Genomic DNA, 20,456 nt, shown 5'->3' with positions numbered 1-20,456 from the left:
ATGCTGACGTTTTTCCATCCCGAGCAATTGCTGCACCATCCGCAGAGCTACTACTCGCGCGGCAGGATGCGCTCGCCGCAGGAGCTGCCCGCGCGGGCGCAGCGGCTGGTGCAGGCGGCAGAGGCGCTTGGCTTCGCGCTGCACGCCCCCGCCGACCACGGCCTCGCGCCGCTCGCCGCGGTGCACGACCAGCCTTACCTGCAGTTCCTGCAGGACGCCCATGCCAGCTGGCGCGAGCTGCCGGAGGACTGGGGCGACGAGGTCATGTCCAATATCTTCGTGCGCGAGCCCAACGCCCTGCGCGGCGTGCTGGCGCAGGCCGCGCGCTATCTCGCCGACGGCAGCTGCCCGGTGGGCCTGAACACCTGGCGCTCGGCCTACTGGTCGGCGCAGAGCGCGCTGGCCGGCGCCCGCGCGCTGCTGGACGGCGCACGCCGCGCCTACGCCTTGTGCCGGCCGCCCGGCCATCATGCCCGACGCGACGCGGCGGGCGGCTTCTGCTACCTGAACAATGCCGCGATCGCCGCCCAGGCCCTGCGCGCGCGCTTTGGCCGCGTGGCCATCCTCGATACCGACATGCACCACGGCCAGGGCATCCAGGAGATCTTCTACGACCGGGCCGATGTGCTCTACGTGTCGATCCACGGCGACCCGACCAATTTCTATCCGGTGGTCGCGGGCTTCGACGATGAGCACGGCCGCGGCGCCGGCACCGGCCACAACCTCAACCTGCCGATGCCGCACCGTTCGCCCGAGTCCGTCTTCTTCGACAAGCTGGACACGGCGCGCGGCGCCATCGAACGCTTCCAGGCGGACGCGCTGGTGCTGTCGCTCGGCTTCGACATCTACCGCGAGGATCCGCAGTCGCTGGTGGACGTGTCCACCGCCGGCTTCGGCCGCCTCGGCCGCGCCGTTGCGGCACTGGGCCTGCCCACGCTGATCGTGCAGGAAGGCGGCTACCACCTCGATTCGCTCGCCGCCAATGCAACGGCCTTCTTCGGCGGCATCCAACAGCCAGGGACGGGCGTATGAACGCAATCACGATCAATGGCGAACGCCTGTGGCAAGCGCTGATGGACCTGGCGCGGATCGGCGCCACGCCCAGGGGCGGCAATGCGCGCCTGGCCCTGACCGCGCTGGACGGGCAGGCGCGCGACCTCGTCACCGGCTGGATGCGAGATGCCGGACTGACAGTGCGCATCGACCGCGTGGGCAATATCTTCGGGCGCCGGGCGGGCCGCAACGACGCGCTTGCCCCGGTCATGACCGGCAGCCATATCGACACCCAGCCCACCGGCGGCAAGTTCGACGGATGCTATGGCGTGATGGCCGGGCTGGAAGTCATGCGCACGCTCAACCAGCACGGCGTGACCACCGAGGCGCCGCTGGAGCTGGCGATCTGGACCAATGAGGAAGGCGCGCGCTTCGTGCCGGTGATGATGGGATCGGGCGTGTTCGCCGGCGTTTTCCCCGAAGCCACCGCTTTGACGGCAACCGACAACGCCGGCAAGTCCGTTGCCGGCGAACTCGCGGCGATCGGCTATGCGGGCACCGCGCCGGTCGGCAACAAGGTTGGCGCGTACTTCGAGGCGCATATCGAGCAAGGCCCGATCCTCGAGGCCGAGGACAAGGTCATCGGCGTGGTGACGGGGTCGCTTGGCCTGCGCTGGTATGACGTCACGGTGACGGGCATGGAGGCGCATGCCGGCCCCACCCCCATGCCGCTGCGCCGGGACGCCCTGCATGGCGCGTCGTTCCTGTTCCAGGAAGTGGCGAAGATCGCGAACGACTTTGCGCCCCATGGCCGGGGGACGGTCGGGGTGGTCAATGTCCACCCGTCTTCACGCAACGTCATCCCGGGGCGGGTGCAGTTCAGCGTCGACCTTCGCCATCTCGATGGCGGCCAGCTCGACCGGATGGAAGCAAGGCTGCGCGCAGCGTGCGCGGCGCTGGCCAGCGGCAGCACCACAGGTGCCGCGCTGGCGGTGGAAGTCGAAGCGATCCAGCGCTTCGAGCCGACGCCCTTCGCGCCCGAGCTTGTGGCGCATGTCCGGCACGCGGCCGCGGCGCGTGGCTACGCGCATTGCGACATCGTCACCGGCGCTGGCCACGACGCGGTCTACCTGGCCAGGGTGGCGCCGACGGCGATGATCTTCGTGCCGTGCAAGGACGGCATCAGCCATAACGAGATCGAGGACGCCAGGCCCGAGCATCTCGAGGCGGGCGCCAATGTGCTGCTTGCCGCCATGCTGGCGCAAGCCCGGGGCTGAGCCCGCATGGGTCGGCCGGACAGGAAAGTGCGTGCGGCGTTACAGCTCGATCATGGCGAATTCGGCCTTGCCGACATCGCATTCCGGGCAGCGCCAGTCCTCGGGGATGTCTTCCCAGCGCGTGCCGGGGGCGATGCCGTCTTCCGGCCAGCCCTGTTCTTCGTCGTAGACCCAGCCGCAGATCACGCACACCCAGGTCTTGTAGGCGACGGCGGCTTCCAATTGATCCTGCTGCAAAACACACTCCTGAATCGGCTATGGAACGGATTGTCCGGGCCGAATCATACCGGTTTTCCGGGCCGGGCCCGTGGCGGCACCGCGCCGTGCGGCGCCGCCACCCGGGCTAGCCGCGAATGGAGAAGTCCACGCGGCTGGGCGCGCCCTTGTCCTTGATGCCCTCGGCGCTGAGCTTGGGCGCGGTCAGGAACAGCCGGCTCTCCGGCACCTTGCCCTCGCGTTCGAGCGACTGCTTGACCACCAGTGCGCGTTGCTCGGCCAGGCGCTTCAGGTCGGCCTCGGTGACCGTGGCGTTGGCCATCAGCAGCTTTTCCATTTCCTCGGGCGGCAGGGATTTGGTGAAGCCGACGAAGTTGCGCGGCTTCTTCATGGACGTGCGCTTGTAGACCTGCTCCAGGTACTTCGGGTACTCCTGTTTCGAGACCTTGATCTCGGCGCCCTGCTCGCCGGCTTCGTCGTTGCCGGCCTCGCCGCCCGCCTGGGCGCTGTCGCGCTGGTCGCGCCGCTTCTGCTCGGCCACGCGCGCATCCAGCCACGCGCGGCGCGCGCCGGCCTCGTCGGTGGCCGGGTCGATGCGGCCGCTGATTTCCAGCCGCAGCGCGGGCCTGTCGTTGAGCGCCTGGCCCAGCTTGGTGATCTTGTCCCTGGCCGCCGGCGTCAGCGCCGCGGTGCCGGGCGCGAACTCGACATAGCCCAGCTCCTCGCCCCCGCCGCCGCCAAAGGCCGAGGCGATCAGCGAGAACGGCGACGTGATCGCCTTGGTCAGCAGGTTGACGATCACGCGCACGATCACGCCGCCGATGCTGAACTCCGGATCCGACAACGAGCCCGACACCGGCAGGTTCACGTCGATCACGCCGTTGCGGTCCTTCAGCAGCGACACCGCCAGCAGCACCGGCAGCTTGGTCGCATCCGGGCTGTCGACGCGCTCGCCGAAGGTGAGCTGGTCCAGGAACAGGTGGTTGCTCGCATCGAGCTTGCCGTTCTCGATCTTGTAGGCCACGTCCACCGTCAGCTTGCCCTTGGTGATCGGGTAGCCGGCGTACTTGGCCGCATACGGCGTGAGCCGCGTCAGTTCCACGCCCGAGGCCTTGGCGGCAATGTCCAGGAACAGCTGCTCACCCAGCGGATTGAGCTTGCCGCTGATATTGACCGGCGCATCGTCGTCGATGCGGCCATCCAGCACCAGGTCGGCCGGCGTGGGGTCGCCCGACGACACCTTGGACACCTTGCCCTTCATGCCGGTCAGGTTGGCCGTGTAGTTGGGCTTGACGAAGAAGTCCGAGAAATTGATATTGCCCTTCTCGACCGAGACCCCGCCGATGCGCACCTGCGGCTTGGGCCCGCCCGGCTTCTGCTCGACCTGGGCCGTGCGCGTATCACCGCTCTGCACCGGCGGCGTTGCCGGCGCCGAGGCCGGGTTGGCCTGCGTCAGGCTGGTGGATGGCGCCGCCTCGCCCTTCTCGGCGCCGCCGGCCATCACGTCCTGCAGGTTCAGGCGGCCGTTGGCATTCAGGATCACGCGGGCATAGAAGTCAGACAGCGCGACATTGCCCAGGCTCACGCGCATCGGGCCTTTGCTCTCGTCCATGGCGAAGTCGATGCCCGACACCGCCAGTGAACGCCAGCGCAGGAAGTCTTCGCCGCTGACGCGGTCCACCGTGCGCACGTTGCCGGTTTGCACGTTGCCGCTGAACTGCGCGGCGATGGGCTTGCCGGTTGGCGCATCGACATTGAGCTTGCCCTTTGCCGTCAGCGTGCCGGTGCGCAGGGCGGCGTTGAAGCGGTCAGCCATGTAGGGCTGGAGCGGGCTCACCTCGACCTCGCGCAGGTCCAGCTGCAGCCGGCTGGCGGGGACGGTCGGCAACACCGTGCCATCGACGCCGATCACGCCGCGGCGACCGGATTCGGCATGCAGCTTGAGCGGCACCGCCGCCGGCGTCAGCGGCCAGGCGACCGCGCCGGTGCTCAGCGCGATATTGCGGAACTGGTGGATCACCGGGCGGCCGCGGTTAGCCCCGGCCGGCTGGTAGTCGGCCAGGCGGGCGCTGCCGCCTTCCACCGTGACCTTGCCGATGTCTGCCTTCCAGCCGCCACCCGCTGGCTTGCCGTTGGTGGCGGGTGCGGCCGCCGCTCCATTCCGGCGCGGCGTGGCGCGCACCTGCTGCGCCGATTCGGTAGCCCACAGGCGCGCCATCTCGATCAGCTCGCCGCTGTGGTCGCGCGTGGCAGCGAGCTGCGGCCTGGCCAGGGTGACCTGGCTGGTGGCGAAGGTCTGCTTGGCCAGGTCGAACTGGATATCGTCCAGCACCAGTTTTTCAGCCTGCAGCAGCGGCAGGTTGGCGCCCTCGCGGTCGGCGGCGCGCTCACGCGCGCGGCGTGCGCCGCGCGGGGCGGCATTGTCGTTGCCGGCGGGTCTTGCACTGGCATCGGCATCGCGTGCGGCGGCCGCCGGCATCGTCACCGGATCGCGCGTGGCCACGTAGAGCGGCGCCAGTTCCAGCCGCGATTTTTCCAGCACGAACTGGAACTGCGGCGTGCCCCACGACATGCGGTAGTTCAGTTCGGCATTGACCGCGGTAGTGCCGAACTGGCTGCGCAGCTCGCGCGGCCACCATGCGGCAAACCCCTGCGGCCGCAGGCCGGTGGTTTCCAGCGTGCCGGCCATCGAGCCGTCGCGCAGCAGCAGGTCGCCGGCATGGTGCAGGGTCTGGCCATCGGCCACGGTCAGCGTGGCCTCGATCCTGGCCGGCTTGTCGCCGTCGGTGCCGGCAAAGCCCTTGACCTCGGCATCGAGCGGGCCGAGTGCAAGCTTGCCCGGGCCCGACGGTGCCAGTGCATCTTCAAAGCCCAGCCGGGCCTGCCTGACGACGATGCGGTCGACCGCATAGCGCCACGGCACGTCTTTTGGCGCCGCCTTGGCCGGCGCCGCCTGCACCCCCGAGGCGGCGGCCGCTGCGGGCGCCGAAGCAGGCGCCGGTGCGGCGGCAGGGGCAGCCGCCGGCGCGGGCGCCACGCCATCCGTGGATTTGCTGACCGCCTGCGGCAGGAACGCCGTGGCCAGGTTCAGCGAGCCATCCGCGCGCCGCGCGGCTTCCACGCCCAGCCCCTCGATCTCCACGCTGCGCAGCTGCGCGCGGTGGGCCAGCGGCTCGAGCTTGCCGATATCCACCGCCAGGCGGCCGCTCTTGACCAGCGGCTGGCCGGCGCGCGTGACGACCTCGGCATCGCGCAACGCGGCCGTGCCCATCACCAGCATCTCCTGCGTGTCCTTCTGCTGGCGGAAGGCCACGGTCAGGCGCGTATCGAGCTTGCCGGACCTGACCTCGGCATCGCGCAGCGGCGGCGCGAACGCCATCAGCCGCGCGACCTCCAGGCCGTCAAGGTTGACCTTGAGCCGGGTCTGGCGCGAATCGGCAAACGGCAGCACTTCGCCGTCCAGCGCCAGCGGCGTGCCGTTGACCCGTGCGCTCAGCGTGGGCCGCGTCACGATCTCGACGTCATGCGGCAGGTTCGACAGGAACGGCAGGGTCAGCGTCAGGTTGTCGACGCGCAGGCTGGAACCGAGCTGCTTGTCGTCATAGCCGAAGCTGCTGCCGGTAACCGCGATGTTGTTGACCGAAAAGCGCGCCGGCTTGGCATCGGGCGGCTTGGGCGGCAGGGCCGCAAGCTTCTCCTGGACATCGGCAAAGCTCATGCGGCCGTCGGCGCCGCGCACCACGTGCACGGCCAGCCGGTCGACGTGGAGGTTGTCCACCACCGGCGCCAGGTGCCAGACCGAGGCCAGCGAGGTATTGGCCTCGGCCTCGCCCAGCGTCAGCGCGGGGGTCTTGCCATCGCGCTCATAGATAGTGAGATCGGTCAGCGTGGCCGCCAGCTCGAACGGGCGCACGTGGGCCTTGCCCAGCGTGACCTTGCGCCCCAGCGCCTCGGTCGCGTTCTTTTCAACCAGGTACTTGAGCAGCGGCGGGCCGCCAAAATACCCGGCCAGCCCAAACACCGCGAGCGCCGCGACCACGCCGCCGGCGACGCGCGTCGCCAGCCGCCCGCGTGGCGTGGCAGCCACTGCCTGGATGGATTGCTTGAAAGCCATGTCGTTCCAGAAGATCTGACCCCGCATTCCGGCGCTGCACGATGGTTTGTGCCCCGGATTTCACATTTTTCGACATTATGGCAACGGTTTCGGACAAAGCAAAGAAATCAGAATTGACCTCTCAACGCCGCATGGGCCGATCTGGTAATCTTTACGTCCTTTGCGAAGCGTTTCGTCGCAAGCCTGCGGCTTACCCGCCACATCATGCCTGCCTCCCCTGCGCTGTACCCTCCGGCCACACCCATCACGTATTCCGTGCTGCACGCTTCGCATGCGATCTCTTCCATGCGAGTCCATTCATGTCTACCACCAGCAGTACCGCCGCAGGTGTCGGCGCGCCGCGAGCCAGCGCGCGCCCGCTGACCGGCCAGGATTACAAGACCCTTGCCCTTGCCGCGCTCGGCGGCGCCCTTGAGTTCTACGACTTCATCATCTTCGTTTTTTTCGCGACGGTCATCGGGCAGCTGTTCTTCCCGCCGTCGGTGCCGGACTGGCTGCGCCAGTTGCAAACCTTCGGCATTTTCGCGGCCGGCTACCTGGCCCGGCCGCTGGGCGGCATCATCATGGCTCACTTCGGCGACCTGCTCGGCCGCAAGAAGATGTTCACGCTGTCGATCCTGCTGATGTCGGTGCCCACGCTGCTGATGGGCCTGATGCCCACCTACCAGTCGATCGGCCTGGCCGCGCCGGTGCTGCTGCTGGTGCTGCGCATCCTGCAAGGCGCGGCCGTCGGCGGCGAAGTGCCCGGCGCCTGGGTGTTCGTATCGGAGCACGTGCCGGCGCGCCATGTCGGCTATGCCTGCGGCACACTGACCGCGGGGCTGACTGCCGGCATCCTGCTGGGTTCGCTGGTCGCCACCGGCATCAACAGCGTCTTCACCCCGGCCGAGCTGGCCGACCACGGCTGGCGCGTGCCGTTCCTGATCGGCGGCGCGTTCGGCATCGCCTCGATGTACCTGCGGCGCTGGCTGCATGAGACACCGGTCTTCGCCGAACTGCAGAAGCGCAAGGCGCTGGCCGCGGAAATGCCGCTGAAGTCGGTGGTGCGCAACCACCGCGGCAGCGTCGCGGTGTCGATGCTGCTGACCTGGATGCTGTCGGCCGGCATCGTGGTGGTGATCCTGATGACGCCCACCTTCCTGCAGAAGCTGTACGGCTTTGACGCGCGCACGGCGCTGGTCGCCAACAGCGTCGCCACGCTGTGCCTGACGGTCGGCTGTGTCGTCTCCGGCGCACTGGCCGACCGCATCGGCGCGCGCCGCACGCTGTTCGTCGGCGGCCTGCTGCTGGCCATCTGCGCCTACATGTTCTACACCACGCTCTTCACCCGCCCCGACCTGCTGCTGCCGCTCTATGCGCTGACCGGCTTCCTGGTCGGCACCATCGGCGCGGTGCCGTTCGTGCTGGTCAATGCGTTCCCGGCGCAGGTGCGCTTCTCGGGCCTGTCATTCTCGTACAACGTGTCGTATGCGATCTTCGGCGGGCTGACGCCGATGGTCGTCACGCTGATGCTGAAGCAGGATTCGCTGGCGCCGGCCCACTATGTGGTCGCGCTGTGCGTGCTGGGCATGGTGACTGCGCTGTTCGTCAAGGACCGCTCGCGCGGCTGACGCGGCTGCGGCAACGAAAAAGGGAGGGCAGGCGCCCTCCCTTTTTTGTGCGCGCTTGATGCGCATTGGTGCTGCCCGACTTCAACGCCGGTGCTGGCTGAAAAACTGCCACATCAGCGTGCTGGCATCCGGGCCGATATCGCTGTGGTAGCCATAGCTGGCATCGCCGCCGCTCCAGGCGTGGCCCAGGCCCTCCACTTCCACCAGCGTGACCAGGTCGCGGCGCCAGCGCCCGAAGCGGTATTCATGGGACCGGCCCGGCGCTTCGTCTTCCGGGTCGGACTGCGCGGGCGTACCGGCGAGCCGGTCTTCCAGGCCGTTGTAAGCCAGGAACTGCCGGGCCAGCAGACGGCCATTGACCGGATGGACCGCGTCGTCGGCCAGGCCGTGGATCACCAGCGCGGGCATCTCGGGACCGCCCGGTGTCACGCCGGCGGCATCCAGCAGCCATGACGGATCGGCCGCCGAGCCTTGCTGCATGGCCCGCAGGCCGGCGCGCGGGTTGTCGGCCGCGCCGATGACCACGCCGGAATGCAGCGCCGCGGCCGCCACCTTGCCCGGGTAGCGCAACGCCACCACCGCGGCCATGGCCGCGCCGGCGGACATGCCGGCCAGGTAGATCTCGCGCTCGCGCACGTCGTGGCGCGCAGCCAGCGCATCGATCAGCGCGGCTACCGCCTGCGCCTCGCGTCCGCCCTCGGCGGCGCCCAGGTCAAACCACTGCCAGCAGCGCTGTACCTGGCGCCGCAAGGGCTGTTGCGGGTAGGCCACGATAAATCCCTCGCGCTCGGCCAGCGCATTCATGCGGGTGCCGGCCGACAGGTCATCCGGCGTCTGGCGGCAGCCATGCAGCACCACCACCACCGGCAACGGGCCGCGATGGGCCTTGGACGGTATGTAGAGGTGATACGAGAGTTGCGGCACCAGTTCGCCCGGCAGCGGCGCCAGGCGCAGCCTGTGCGCCTGCCAGGTACCGGGCAGGGAACCCGGCGCGGGTGCTGGCCGGGCGGGCCGGAGCTTGCCCGGCGGGCGGTCAGGCCGAGCCGGCGTGAGCGGATTAAGCGAATCCACGCGGTCCAGCCAGGACTTCACCTGGGCTTCCGTGCGGGCTTGCGCACGGCTCAGTCGCCGGATCTGCGCGTGCCAGTCAGCGGCAAAGCTTTTGGTCATGAGGACTCCTGATCGTGTGACGCGATCTCCTCCTGTGCCTTTATTGTTGCAATGCAGCATATCACAATCAGCATTACGCCCGCCGGCGTACTCCCGCGCTTATGGCACAAACGCAACGAGCCTCGCGCCCGCAATGCGAAATTTTTAAACTAGCCACACGAAAGAATGCAGATCGCAGCGAGATGGCTTGCGTTGCCGACGTTTTATACTTGGCCATCGTCACCGGAGGACAATGACACCATGCCGGACAACGGCGCCCCAGCCTGCCTGCTCTGCCTCTTTCGCCACGTTTGCCACAATGCCGGGGCGCAAGCTCCCCTGCCGCACGTGCCGATGGCGCTGCAGCCGGAGCGGGTAGAAGTGCGCACCGGCGAGCATGTGTTCCGCCAGGGCCGCCCTGCGCTGACGGTCTACCCGCTGCGCCATGGCAGCGCCAAGCAGGTCTATGAATCGCCGCTGGGCTGGCGGCAGGTAACGGGTTTTTCGCTGCCCGGCGATGTGCTGGGGCTTGAGCCGCACGAAGGTCCGGTCCATGGGACTGGTGCAATCGCGCTGCAGGATGCAGTGGTTTGTGCGGTCTCGGTCGAATCCCTGCGCACCCTCATGCAGTCCGCCCCATTCCGTGAAACGGTGCTGGAAGCGATGCGCCGCAACGCCGAGCGCGAACGCGTGCTGCTGGTGGCGGTGGGGTCGATGAGGGCGCCACAGCGCCTGGCCATGCTGCTGCTCGACCTCGCCGGCGAGCAGGCGCGCCGCGACGGCAACCGCGACGGCGCGCTGACGCTGGCCATGTCGCGCACGGACATCGCCAGCCTGCTTGGGCTGACCCTGGAAACGGTGTCGCGGCTGCTGTCGCGCTTTGCCTCGGTCGGGCTGATCTCGGTGCGCCAGCGGCACCTGCGCATCATCGACCGCGACGGGCTGGCCGCGGTCTATGCCGACCTGGATCCGGTCCCGCGGCCGGCGGCGGCCAGATCAGAAGCCTACGGCGGGGAGTTCGGCGAACCCCGGCTGGCCTAGGCGGCTGGCCGGGACTCTGGGGCCAAGGGCTCAGCGGTCCGCCACGCGCTGCCAGCCGGCAGGCGAAAAACTGCGGATGGTCTTGGCGCGCGATGCCGTGCCGGGCCCGAGGTCGCGCTCATAGAAGACGCGGTCGCTGCCGAGCATGAAGGTATGCACGCCGGTATCGCCATAGCGGGCCGGCCAGGCAATCAGGCCGTACTTGGCGTCGCTGCCCTTGGCCGGCGGCAGGATCCGGTAATGGTAGCCGTAGAAAGCATCCGCGGCGGGCGTATCCGGGCCCATGGCAAGCGCATCGGGGCCGATCGGGCTCGCGTCCTGCTCGCTGGCCGCGGGCCAGTACAGGCCGTTGGTCTTGCCCGGCGCGCTGATCAACTGGGTCGCGTAGCGCCCCTGCCCCACCTGCTCCGCGTAGCGCTGCTGGGCATCGGCCAGCTGCAGCAGCGTTTCCATCGTCACCAGTTCATTGCGCCCGAGCCGGCGGCGGCGCACTTCCTGCTGGCCGGCACGCAAGTCGAACTGCCAGCCGTCCTTCTGCTTCGCCAGCGGCACGGGGAAGGTCCATCCGCTCTGCCCGACCGCGATCAGCGCGCGGCGCTCGCCATCGGGCTGCACGGCATGGTGGCGCGCCCAGGCGCCAAGGAATTCGTAGACGTCGTCGCGGTTGATGGAGCCCTCCGGCACCAGCGACTGGTATTGCTTGCCCAGCACGCGCTGCAATGCGTCGCCGTCGCTGCGCGCGATGGCATCACCCAGCGCCTCGGCGGCAGCGTCAGGGCTGGGGAAGACCTGCTGGGCCATCGCCGGCAGGGACAGGGACAGGGCCGCGGCCGCCGCCAGCGTGCGCAGCGCGCGCGCTCCGGCTGCGGCAGAGAAGGGATTAGCGGTCATGTGCATCATGATTTACCTCCGACCATGGCCGAAATGTTCGCCGCCGCCGAGCCGGCCTCCACCGCCGCCGCCCAGTCCACCGCCCTGGTGCACGCCGCCCTGGTGGAGCCCGGCCGGGCGCGCTTGCGGCGCTTCCCGGTGCGGCATCGCCGCGCGCTGGGTCTGCTGGCGCATGCGGTCGCCGTTGCCGGCATCGCGCAGCGCGCTGTCCCGGTTGGCATTGCGGGCACGGTCGCGGGCCTGGGCCTGGTCTGCGCGCTGGCGGTCAGCACCGGCCGGCCGCGGATTCTGCACGCCAGCGCCGGCGGCACCCGGGCGCGAGCGGTCTGCCACCCCGCCCGCATGGCCCGGTATGGATTGTCCGGTACGGCCCTCGAACGACTGCGCGGCGCGCTCTCGCGCCTGGTCGCGCTGGGAAGGCTGGCGTTGCACCCCGCCGCCGGCGGCCCCTACGCGCTGGCCGGGTTGAACACCCTGCTGGCGGCTGGCGAGGCCAGACTGGCGCTGCTGGTCATAGCGACCGCGCACCGCCGCATTGTTGTAGGGAACGTTGCCGCGGTTGGCGGGGTTGTGCTGCCAGTTCACGTTGGCACGGTTGACGTCCAGGCGCTGGTTGACGTTGATGTTGTTGTAGCGGTTCACATTGATGTTGACGTCGTGGCTATTCCAGTTGAACCCGCCCCACATCGCATCGACCGCCGCCACGCCAAGCCCGAAGCCGATGCCCGTTACCAGTGCCGTGGCAAACACGGAGCCGGGCGGCGGCGGGTAATAGGCCGGCGGATACGCGGGGTACGCCCAGGTGCCGTAGACCGTGGTCGGGTTGTAGGTCGGCACGTAGACCACCTGCGGATTGGCCGGCTCGATCTGCACGATCGTGGTGCCGCCGGTGGTCTGCGTCACGACCTTCTGCTGCTCGGTCGTCTTCAGCGTGCCAGCTTTCTGCGCCTGCACCCGCAGCCGCTGCACGGAATCCATCACGTCGTTGGGCTGGGCCAGGAACGCGTCGCCGACCGACTGCACCCACTGCGGCTGGCGGCCCATCATGTCGAGCACGGAGGGGAACGCGGCCAGCGACTGCACGCTGGGGTCCCAGGCCTGGCTGGCGACCGCCTTGGTCGCGGCATCGCCAGACAGGCTGGGATTGGCCTTGGACCATTGCGCCGCAGCTGCGACGTCGGCGGGATAGGTGGCAGCCATCAACACCTGCGACAGCAGCGCATCGGGATACAGGGCAATCGGCGCGGTCAGCTGGTCAAGCTGGGCATTGCTCAGCTTGGACTGCGCCATCGCTGGCCCGAGCGGCGCCATCAGCATCAGCGCCAGGCACCATGCGAAGAGGTGTTTGAAACGGTGCATGTCGGCTCTCCACAAATACGCAGGTGACGGCCTGCTGCCGGGGGGCGCCTCAGCGGCGCTGCTGCGTGCATTCCTGGCGATACGCCTCTTCCAGGCGCTTGCGGTCTGCCTGGCGTTCCAGTGTCGGATATGTGCGCCCGTCGGCAGTGGTTACCGACGACTTGCCGGTGGACCACTGCGGCCCGCCGGGCAGCGCGTTGATCTGGTCCAGCAATGACTGGCAGTGCTGCCGCTGCGACGCAGACACCTTGCCATCAGGTCCTTCCACCACGGCCGTGGCTTCGTCCAGCATCCGTGGCGGCGGCGGGGCCACCATCGGAGTGCCGGCGGCCGCGGCCGCCGATGCAGCACTGGCCGCCCACGCGGGGACGACCACCATGGCGGCGCATGCCAGCACGCCCGCCTTGATCAGAAACTTCGTCAAACCAATACTCCAGAACCCTCCGCGGCACGTGGAAGCGACACCGCGGCGCATTGCAAGAACCGTCCGCCGCTAGCGATCCTTGCCAGTGCCATTGCGGCGGCCGGTACGGTTGCGCATCAGCTCAAGCTTGAGCAGCGCATCCGCAAGCATACTCTTGAGCCGGGCATTCTCTTCCTGCAGCTCGCGCAGCTTGCGGCCGTCACGTACATCACCCTGGCTGGGCTGGCCGTAACGGGCACGCCATCCGTAGAACGAAGCATCGCTGAAACCATAGCGCGCGCACAGCTCACGCACTGGCACGCCGCTGGCCGCCTCGGCCAGGTAGCTGCGGATCTGCTCTTCCGAATACCGTCTGTTCACGAATCTCTCCGCATCACAACGGCGGGCGACAAGCGGCGCCAGCCGCGCCGCCAACTGTGCCGACTCTAGCCCTACGTTAGCCCACGGCCGCGCCAAAAAGCAATTCAGTGTCTTCGCTGCGCGAGTTAAGAAAATTATCTCTGCGCAAGCTGCCGCCGGCGCTGGCGCGCATTGCCAAATTTCGTTAAGCCAATTTGGAATCCAGTTAGATCATTCTCACTGCGCATCGCGGAAACGAAGATGCCGGCCGCCATAACACATGGGCATGACGACCTTCTGCACGGCTGTAATCGTGCATGAATCGCCCGGTGGCCCCGATTTCAAGCCATGTATTGATGTACAGACAAAGAGGTACTAAACAAAATTAGAAGACTGTCATCAATTCAAGTTTCTATGACTTTTGCTGAGCATGTATTAAGATTCCTCGGCACAACTAAATTTCGCACGCCTTCGCGCGGCGCCCTGGCGGCGCCGGCAGAAGAGCGGCCAGGCAGCCCGCACCACCCAGACTGGTGCGCGTTCACGCTGCCAACAGTACCGGGCCTGAAGGATCGAATCGTCACTGCGCCATTTGTCGACGCAAGTCGGACATTTAGGAGTCGTGCCATGCGTTTTCGCAGCATCCTGCCCGGGCTTTTGCCCACCTTTTTTTCATCCGGACATGCCCGCAGCGCGCGCCGTGCATGTCGCTTGCGCCTGTCACTGTCAGGGACCGGATCATTGCCCTGACACCAGGCCGCGCTTGCGCCCTTTGTCCGACCCAGCGCTGTAGGTGTCGGACCAACAAGAAAATAAAGAAAACAAAGTCATGGATCGGGAGAAGTCGGAATGCGTCACGTCAGCACGAAGTTGTTGCATGTCTTTGTCCTGGTCATGGAATACCGGGACCTCAGCGCCGTTGCGGCCTGCACGCAGGGACGCGTGCCGACGGTGGCCTATAGCCTCGCGCGCTTGCGCGAAATCACCGGCGATCCGCTGTTCGTCAAGCGCAACGGGATGCTCGAACCCACACCGCATGCGCTGCGCCTGGAGCAGACGGCGCGGCAGATCCTGGCCAAATGGAACCAGCTGGTGCGCCCCGGCGAGCCTGGCCTGAGCAAGCGCCGTGCCGACGGCAGGCGCGTTTCGATCGGCTTTTCATCGTCGATCGGCGACCCGGTCATCACCGAGATCCTGACCGCACTGTGCGAGCAGTTTCCGCGAGACAGCTTTATCACGCGCCCGGTGATCGCCGACGCCACCCTTGCCGGCCATCTCGGCAGCGGCGAACTGGACTGCGCCTTCATCGTCGACAGCGGCCACGACCCCGAACGCGTGCGCCAGCACAACATCATGGCCACGCCGCGCCGGCTGGTCAGCGCCACGCGCGGCGGCAGCCATGACGAAGGCGAAAGCGACTGGATCCTGCTGCAGGAAGACTGCGAGGCCGGCAGCCCGCTGCGAGCCTTCCTGAGCCGCCAGGCCAGCACTCCGGGGCATCGCGAGACCGTGGTCCCGTCATGGCATACCCAGATCACGCTGCTGCATTCGGCCGGGGGCATCTGCCCGGTGCTGGACTTCAACGTGCCGCTGGTCACGCGCGAGCGCAAGACGCGCCTGCTGGCACCGCCGAGCAGCTTCCCGGAATGGGCGGCACTGCATTTCTGGGCACCGGAGCGCAGCGGCGACAAGGGCGTGCTGCGCGACATCATGGATGTCGGCAGCGCCGTGCTGCGCGACCCGCTCAAGGCCATCGACAGCCGCCGCAACGGGCGCGCCGCAGCCCACGCGCAATCCGCGCTGGCCTGACGCAACGCCCGCAGCACCGGCGCCCGCAAGGCGCTGGCAGCCCGATGGCGCCAGCGCCTTTTGCTTTGGCTGCGCAGCGGCGGCGGCGTTCTTATTACAGTCTTGAGACATTTTTCCGAGCGCTGACCCTGCGCTACACTCGCGCCACTTTGCCCGGTGCAGGCCGCTGCGCCACGGCGGCGCTTTGCGAATCCTCCTAGTTTCGCCAGACCGCGCGGCCGATATCCTGCAATGGCATTGCTGCGGTCCGGCCGTCTCCCGTTTGGCCCGGTCCCGGGGCAATGCACGCAGTTGTCTGGCGTCGTATTGTTTGGCGTCGTTTTTGCGCCGCACGTCTCGCTGACGTGCGGCGTTTTCTTGATGCCGGCGCTGCCACGAACAAGAATCGAGGAGCAACCAGATGACATTGAGGATCCTGCTTGCCGACGACCACCCCCTGGTCAGCGCGGCCGTCGCGGACCGCCTGCATACCCAGACCGGGTGGGAGGTGTGCGGCTGCGTGACCAGCGCGACGGCCTTGCTGAACAGCGTGGAAAGCCTGCGTCCCGATGTCGTGATCACCGACTACCACATGCCCGCGCACGGCGAGGGCAACAGCGACGGCCTGCGCCTGCTTGCCAGCCTGCGGCGGCGGCATCCGTCGCTGGCCGTGATCGTGCTGACCATGATCACCAATCCGCTGGTGCTGCGCTCCATCCTCGACACCCAGGTGCACGGCCTGCTGCTCAAGGACTCGCCCCTGTCAGAACTGGTAACCGTGGTTTGCCGTATCCAGCGGGGCTTCCACTACATCGGCAAATCCGCGCTTGAAGTGCTGTCGCAGGCCGATCCCGGCAACCCGGCCACACCAGGCCAGGCCGGCGCGGAGCGCCTGTCCCGGCGTGAAATGGAAGTATTGCGGCTGTACCTGACCGGACGGTCCGTGAGCGAGATCGCCGTCCTGCTCTGCCGCAGCGTCAAGACCATCAGCCGGCAGAAGAACTGCGCCATGCAGAAGCTCGGCGTCACCAACGACCGGGAACTGTTTGAATTTGCGGCGCTTAACGGCATGCTGCTGACTGCCTGAGCGCCGGCGGCACGGCCGCGGCCGTATCAGGCGGCGTCGGCTGCCTGTGCCGCGTGGGCCTGCGCGTATGCGATGCCGGCCTCCAGCCGCGCCAGGCCGCGCGACAGCTCGCGCATGGTCGACGGCGACACCTCGGCAAGCACATCCTCCAGAAAGGCTGAGCGCAGCGGCATGGCGTGCGCCACCACCTGCTCGCCGGTCCGTGACAGCGTGACATGGGTCACGCGGTTGTCGCGTTCCGAGGTGCTGCGCTCCACCCAGCCAAGTTCCTGCATGGCCTTGAGCTGGCGCGTCAGCGCGCCGGGGTCCATGCCGACCAGGTCAGCCAGCGCCTTCTGGCCGATCGCGCCCTCCTGGTGATGCAGCGCATGCAGGATGCGCCAGCGGGGCAGCGGCAGCCCCAGGCGCTGTTCGAACGCAGCCGCGTAGGCGCGGTAGGTGCGGCCGAACTGCTGCAGTACGGCCACGCTTTGTCGCTCCAGTTCCATCCATTTTCCTCAGGTTACGTTGCAGGCCGGCGCTTCAGTCGGCGGCCATGGCGGGCGCCGGCGCCCGGGTCAGCTTGATCGACGGCACCCGGCGGGCGCACCACACGCCCAGCGCGGCGGCCACCGCAGCCACCACCAGGCCAAGGTGGATGGCAGTGACCAGCGACACGCGCGCCTGTTCCAGCAACAGTGCGCCATTGTGCCCGGCTTGCTCGAGCTGGCCGAGCAACGCGACTTGCGACGCCTTGTCGATCAGCACCTGCGGATCCGCCATGCGCGCCGTCCATTGTCCGGCATTGGCGGCGGACAGCGCATGTTCCACACCGCCGGTATAGCTGCGCGTGACCAGCGTGCCCACGATCGCGGTGCCCACCATGCCGCCTACCATGCGCAGCGATTGCAGCATGGCTGTGGCAATGCCAAGGTGTTCGCGCCCTGCCGTCTGCTGCGCAAACACCGTCAGGTTCGGCATGATAAAGCCGAGCCCGAACCCGCCGATCAGCATGATCGTCAGCAAGACGCCGTGCGGCATGCTGCGCGTCGCCTGCGACAGGCCCAGGCAGGACACCGCCAGCATGCCAAAGCCGGCATAGAGCATGGTATTCGGGCGACGGATGCGCGTAACGATGCGCCCGTTGAGAATGCTGCCAGCGGTGATGCAGACCACCAGCGGCGTGATCAGGATGCCCGCCTCCTTCGGCGAATAGCCAAAGCCGCCCTGGAACAGCAGCGGCGCATAGAGCAGCAGCGCGAACATGGTGAAGCCCGTGAACACCGCCAGCCGGAACAACGGCGCCAGCCCCGGGTTGCGGAACATCTCCACCGGCAGGATCGGGTTGGCACAACGCTGCTCCCACTGCCACAGCGCCACCAGTGCCACCGCCGCCAGCACCAGCAAGCCGCCCGTATAGGCATCGAAGCCGCGTGCCGGCAGCAGTTCAACGCTCAGCTGCACGCACCCCAGCCCGGCTGCGATCAGCAAGGCACCGAGCCAGTCCACGCGGATCGGCCCGCTGTGCGCCTGCTGGCGCAGGTGCGGCAGGTAGCGCCACGCAAACCACAGCCCCAGCACGCCAATCGGCAGGTTGACATAGAACACCGCGCGCCAGCCGTACCACTCCGTCAGCAGCCCGCCCAGCGACGGCCCCACCGCATTGGCAATGCCGAATGCCGCGCTCATCATCACCTGCCAGCGCAGCCGCACATGCGTATCCGGAAACAGGTCGGCAATGCATGCAAAGGCGGTGCCGACCAGCATGCCGCCGCCAATCCCCTGCAGCGCGCGCGCCAGCACCAGGAACGGCATGCTCGGCGCCATGCCGCACAGCGCCGAGGCCACCGAGAAGACCACGATCGATGCCAGCACGAACGGCTTGCGCCCGTAATAGTCCCCCAGCCGCCCGAACACCGGCACGGTAATCACCGATGTCAGCAGGTAGGCCGTGGCTACCCAGGCGTAGTACTCGAAGCCTTGCAGCTCGGCCACCACGGTCGGCAGCGCCGTGCCGACCACGGTCTGGTCCAGCGCCACCAGCATCACCACAAAGGCCACGCCCAGCATGGCCAGCAGGGACTCGCGAAACGGCAGCACCTGGCCGTTGGCCTCAGACTTATCTGGCTGTGGGGTCATTTTATTGCTCGATCAATCGTTGTATTATCAAGCATTATAGGGGCAGATCGGTCAGCCGCGTCATGGCCTTGTGATCGCGAGAAATAAAGTCGGTCGTATGGAAATTTCGGCCCCATCGCCAACCCGGCGCTGGGCGGCTGGCTAACCGACGGCTACGCGTGGTCGTGGATCTTCTACATCAACGTGCCGGTCGGCCCGGTCGCCGCCGCCGTTACCTGGGCGATCTACCGCGACCGCGAAACGCCGACTCGCAAGCTGTCGATCGCGGCTGCGCACTGAGCGATAAGACGACGCACGGCCCGCAGACATGACAGGATGCCTGACTAAGTGGTCGGAGGTGGGAAAGCGATAACCTTGAGTGGTCAGAGGACAATACCGTGCCCGGCCGTTGGCGCGGGGATATCGCACTTCTCGCCAAGCATGTCCATGAGTTCGTGTTCGATCTTCCGGCAGATCTGTGCCATGGGCACATCATTGGCGTTTCCTTCGAACGGGTTCTCCGTGCTTTCGCCCACTTGCTCCAGCGCGAGGTACATCCAGGAGATCATCGTGCTAAATGGAATGACCAGCCAGATCATGTTGCCATGCATGACGCCTGAAACGCTGGCATTGAGCTTTTCGAACTCTGTAAGAATGCCAAAAGGCAGTAGCAGACAAAACGTACGGACAAAGAGCTTGTTGACGACCGCATATTGCCTGGGATACGGATAGTCCTTGATACGCTCCGCCCGTCCTTGCTGCGCGAAGAAGCCTCTGATCGATCCTACCAACTCCAGATAGAAGGTATTGCCGATCTCGCCAGCGTCAAGGAACCGCCTGATCGTCGCTGACTGCGTTCCCAGCAACCGGCTTGTCTTGCTCTCGACGTGCGCAAGCGAGTCGAGTTCGGCCTGTGGCAGATAACGCGCAAGCGCCTCGTCCAATGGAGTCTCCCACTCTGGAACCCGGTAGTACTTCCGGTACTCCACGTTGGATGCCTTGCCCGCGCTTTCCCAGATCCTTGGGGTTCTCAGTTGATAGCGGAGCGCCGTCAGCCATGCGCAATGCCGGAGAACCAGATCCCGCCCGGCCGCCTGCCCTGCCAGAAAGTCCCGGCTCATCACACCCAGACACCGGCTGCCGTTCAAGATCTCAGTCCAGATCTGCTGTGCCTCCAGGGCCCTGCTGTAGGTCTGCACGTTCCGGAAGCCCACGATGAATGACGTGGCGGTGCCCAGCAGCACCACAACCGAGACCGGGATTGACAGCCATTTCAGCCCGAAGAACTGATAAAGGACTACGGGCAGCGAACCGCATGCTAGCGAGGCATAAAGTTGCCGTCTCGACCAGAACGTGAACTCGGATATTGTGTACGATTTTCCCAGGTGCATGGTGCGCATCTCGCGGCGGGGCGGCAGGTCGCGGGTCCGAGGTCCGAACTGCCGGCAGGCAGCACGGCCAACCGCCCTCACCACCGACCAGATCGCTGCCCGGGACCTGATTTTGTGATGGTGATATTGCCAAGAAACGGACGTAGTATCAATTTCCGTCCCACAACCCTTCACGCCACCCTGGAAAACAGCGGCACGGCAAGAGCATGCGGTAGCGCCGCTCTTGCCGGCCGGACAGTGCGCACCGGCATTGCCGGTGCCAAATTGGACGACGACTACTTCACCGGCGTCAGGATCGGCGCGCCCTTGTTCTTGATCAGGAACACGACAAACTTTGCTGGCTGCGTCTTGCTGGCATTGCGTCCGACGGTGTGGATATCGTTGGGACCTTCGTGGAAGGTATCGCCCGCTTTGAGCGTTACCTCTTTTCCGCCCTTGAGGCCCATGACGATGCTGCCCTCGAGCACGTAGACGAAGGCGTGGGCGTCATGGCGATGCACGGGATCGGCACTGCCCGGCGGATACTCCACGATGATCATCTCGGCTTCCTTCCCCGGATATTCGGGCAACGCTTCCTTGACCAGGGGCGTGACACTCGCCTCCGGCGCGGCGGCGGCCGGCTTTGCAACCGTCAGGCACGACAACACAAGTGCTGCCGCAACGGAAGTGACCGTCTTCAT

17 protein-coding genes and 1 pseudogene are annotated in these 20,456 nt (G+C 67.1%); 7 read left to right on the top strand and 11 right to left on the bottom strand.

What is annotated here, in order from left to right; genetic code table 11:
- Together AC3WLE_RS09935 and AC3WLE_RS09930 are read left to right on the top strand one after the other, a co-directional pair.
- Entirely contained in the window at window positions 1–1,032 is a 1,032-nt protein-coding gene (locus AC3WLE_RS09935; RefSeq protein ID WP_492351590.1) for a histone deacetylase family protein, read from the top strand.
- Window positions 1,029–2,270 (top strand): Zn-dependent hydrolase, encoded by a 1,242-nt coding sequence (locus AC3WLE_RS09930; protein ID WP_492356041.1) that lies wholly within the window; start codon window positions 1,029–1,031, stop codon window positions 2,268–2,270. Before AC3WLE_RS09935 ends, AC3WLE_RS09930 begins: the two co-directional genes overlap by 4 nt.
- Before the next feature lie 39 nt (window positions 2,271–2,309).
- On the opposite strand, the gene AC3WLE_RS09925 is transcribed toward AC3WLE_RS09930, so the two are convergent.
- Together AC3WLE_RS09925 and AC3WLE_RS09920 are read right to left on the bottom strand one after the other, a co-directional pair.
- Window positions 2,310–2,492, bottom strand: coding sequence for a rubredoxin (locus AC3WLE_RS09925; protein ID WP_010811065.1), 183 nt, complete (start codon window positions 2,490–2,492; stop codon window positions 2,310–2,312).
- Window positions 2,493–2,613: 121 nt separating this feature from the next.
- Entirely contained in the window at window positions 2,614–6,627 is a 4,014-nt protein-coding gene (locus AC3WLE_RS09920; RefSeq protein ID WP_492356042.1) for a DUF748 domain-containing protein, read from the bottom strand.
- 272 nt (window positions 6,628–6,899) lie between these two features.
- Between AC3WLE_RS09920 and AC3WLE_RS09915 the strand changes: the two genes are divergently transcribed.
- On the top strand, window positions 6,900–8,210 hold the full coding sequence (locus AC3WLE_RS09915; protein WP_492351593.1) for an MFS transporter: 1,311 nt from the start codon (window positions 6,900–6,902) through the stop codon (window positions 8,208–8,210).
- 81 nt (window positions 8,211–8,291) lie between these two features.
- Here AC3WLE_RS09915 and AC3WLE_RS09910 read toward each other — a convergent pair whose 3' ends face one another.
- Window positions 8,292–9,380, bottom strand: a complete 1,089-nt coding sequence (locus AC3WLE_RS09910; protein WP_492351594.1) for an extracellular catalytic domain type 1 short-chain-length polyhydroxyalkanoate depolymerase — start codon at window positions 9,378–9,380, stop codon at window positions 8,292–8,294.
- A gap of 240 nt (window positions 9,381–9,620) precedes the next feature.
- Here AC3WLE_RS09910 and AC3WLE_RS09905 point away from each other — a divergent pair, with 240 nt between their 5' ends.
- Window positions 9,621–10,400, top strand: coding sequence for a Crp/Fnr family transcriptional regulator (locus AC3WLE_RS09905; protein WP_492356043.1), 780 nt, complete (start codon window positions 9,621–9,623; stop codon window positions 10,398–10,400).
- A gap of 30 nt (window positions 10,401–10,430) precedes the next feature.
- On the opposite strand, the gene AC3WLE_RS09900 is transcribed toward AC3WLE_RS09905, so the two are convergent.
- From AC3WLE_RS09900 to AC3WLE_RS09885, 4 genes are all read right to left on the bottom strand, one after another.
- Window positions 10,431–11,300: a DUF2950 domain-containing protein gene (locus AC3WLE_RS09900; protein WP_492317290.1), complete on the bottom strand. Its 870-nt coding sequence runs from the start codon at window positions 11,298–11,300 to the stop codon at window positions 10,431–10,433.
- A gap of 3 nt (window positions 11,301–11,303) precedes the next feature.
- Window positions 11,304–12,650 (bottom strand): DUF3300 domain-containing protein, encoded by a 1,347-nt coding sequence (locus tag AC3WLE_RS09895; RefSeq protein ID WP_492317289.1) that lies wholly within the window; start codon window positions 12,648–12,650, stop codon window positions 11,304–11,306.
- A gap of 49 nt (window positions 12,651–12,699) precedes the next feature.
- Complete coding sequence (locus AC3WLE_RS09890) at window positions 12,700–13,074, bottom strand: hypothetical protein (RefSeq protein WP_492317288.1); 375 nt, start codon at window positions 13,072–13,074, stop codon at window positions 12,700–12,702.
- A 69-nt stretch (window positions 13,075–13,143) separates the two neighbouring features.
- The gene (locus AC3WLE_RS09885; protein WP_492317287.1) at window positions 13,144–13,434 is read right to left on the bottom strand and encodes a transposase; all 291 of its coding nucleotides are present in this window, start codon (window positions 13,432–13,434) and stop codon (window positions 13,144–13,146) included.
- Between the two features lie 828 nt (window positions 13,435–14,262).
- Between AC3WLE_RS09885 and AC3WLE_RS09880 the strand changes: the two genes are divergently transcribed.
- Window positions 14,263–15,222, top strand: a complete 960-nt coding sequence (locus tag AC3WLE_RS09880; protein WP_492317286.1) for a LysR substrate-binding domain-containing protein — start codon at window positions 14,263–14,265, stop codon at window positions 15,220–15,222.
- Between the two features lie 400 nt (window positions 15,223–15,622).
- Complete coding sequence (locus tag AC3WLE_RS09875; RefSeq protein WP_010811055.1) at window positions 15,623–16,288, top strand: response regulator; 666 nt, start codon at window positions 15,623–15,625, stop codon at window positions 16,286–16,288.
- Between the two features lie 26 nt (window positions 16,289–16,314).
- Here the strand turns inward: AC3WLE_RS09875 and AC3WLE_RS09870 are convergent, their stop codons facing one another.
- Together AC3WLE_RS09870 and AC3WLE_RS09865 are read right to left on the bottom strand one after the other, a co-directional pair.
- Window positions 16,315–16,776, bottom strand: a complete 462-nt coding sequence (locus AC3WLE_RS09870) for a MarR family winged helix-turn-helix transcriptional regulator (protein WP_492317285.1) — start codon at window positions 16,774–16,776, stop codon at window positions 16,315–16,317.
- A 34-nt stretch (window positions 16,777–16,810) separates the two neighbouring features.
- A complete protein-coding gene (locus AC3WLE_RS09865; RefSeq protein ID WP_492317284.1) occupies window positions 16,811–18,406 on the bottom strand; it encodes an MDR family MFS transporter in 1,596 nt (531 codons plus the stop codon).
- Between the two features lie 108 nt (window positions 18,407–18,514).
- Between AC3WLE_RS09865 and AC3WLE_RS09860 the strand changes: the two are divergent.
- Window positions 18,515–18,670, top strand: a pseudogene (locus AC3WLE_RS09860) (DHA2 family efflux MFS transporter permease subunit); the annotation flags it as partial.
- A 98-nt stretch (window positions 18,671–18,768) separates the two neighbouring features.
- Here the strand turns inward: AC3WLE_RS09860 and AC3WLE_RS09855 are convergent.
- Window positions 18,769–19,776 (bottom strand): bestrophin family protein, encoded by a 1,008-nt coding sequence (locus tag AC3WLE_RS09855; protein ID WP_035824225.1) that lies wholly within the window; start codon window positions 19,774–19,776, stop codon window positions 18,769–18,771.
- Window positions 19,777–20,051: 275 nt separating this feature from the next.
- Entirely contained in the window at window positions 20,052–20,456 is a 405-nt protein-coding gene (locus AC3WLE_RS09850) for a cupin domain-containing protein (RefSeq protein ID WP_035824145.1), read from the bottom strand.

The organism is Cupriavidus sp. FW306-1B-F12B, from assembly GCF_058781795.1.
The sequence above is the reverse complement of the archived record's forward strand: the minus strand, read 5'-3'. Positions and strand labels throughout refer to the sequence as shown.

What these genes read in the sequence shown, in the direction of transcription:
- AC3WLE_RS09935 (WP_492351590.1), top strand. Translation starts at nt 1, where the DNA reads ATGCTGACGTTTTTCCATCCCGAGCAATTGCTGCACCATCCGCAGAGC.
- AC3WLE_RS09930 (WP_492356041.1), top strand. Translation starts at nt 1,029, where the DNA reads ATGAACGCAATCACGATCAATGGCGAACGCCTGTGGCAAGCGCTGATG.
- AC3WLE_RS09920 (WP_492356042.1), bottom strand. Translation starts at nt 6,627, where the DNA reads ATGCGGGGTCAGATCTTCTGGAACGACATGGCTTTCAAGCAATCCATC.
- AC3WLE_RS09915 (WP_492351593.1), top strand. Translation starts at nt 6,900, where the DNA reads ATGTCTACCACCAGCAGTACCGCCGCAGGTGTCGGCGCGCCGCGAGCC.
- AC3WLE_RS09910 (WP_492351594.1), bottom strand. Translation starts at nt 9,380, where the DNA reads ATGACCAAAAGCTTTGCCGCTGACTGGCACGCGCAGATCCGGCGACTG.
- AC3WLE_RS09905 (WP_492356043.1), top strand. Translation starts at nt 9,621, where the DNA reads ATGCCGGACAACGGCGCCCCAGCCTGCCTGCTCTGCCTCTTTCGCCAC.
- AC3WLE_RS09900 (WP_492317290.1), bottom strand. Translation starts at nt 11,300, where the DNA reads ATGATGCACATGACCGCTAATCCCTTCTCTGCCGCAGCCGGAGCGCGC.
- AC3WLE_RS09895 (WP_492317289.1), bottom strand. Translation starts at nt 12,650, where the DNA reads ATGCACCGTTTCAAACACCTCTTCGCATGGTGCCTGGCGCTGATGCTG.
- AC3WLE_RS09880 (WP_492317286.1), top strand. Translation starts at nt 14,263, where the DNA reads ATGCGTCACGTCAGCACGAAGTTGTTGCATGTCTTTGTCCTGGTCATG.
- AC3WLE_RS09875 (WP_010811055.1), top strand. Translation starts at nt 15,623, where the DNA reads ATGACATTGAGGATCCTGCTTGCCGACGACCACCCCCTGGTCAGCGCG.
- AC3WLE_RS09870 (WP_492317285.1), bottom strand. Translation starts at nt 16,776, where the DNA reads ATGGAACTGGAGCGACAAAGCGTGGCCGTACTGCAGCAGTTCGGCCGC.
- AC3WLE_RS09865 (WP_492317284.1), bottom strand. Translation starts at nt 18,406, where the DNA reads ATGACCCCACAGCCAGATAAGTCTGAGGCCAACGGCCAGGTGCTGCCG.
- AC3WLE_RS09855 (WP_035824225.1), bottom strand. Translation starts at nt 19,776, where the DNA reads ATGCACCTGGGAAAATCGTACACAATATCCGAGTTCACGTTCTGGTCG.
- AC3WLE_RS09850 (WP_035824145.1), bottom strand. Translation starts at nt 20,456, where the DNA reads ATGAAGACGGTCACTTCCGTTGCGGCAGCACTTGTGTTGTCGTGCCTG.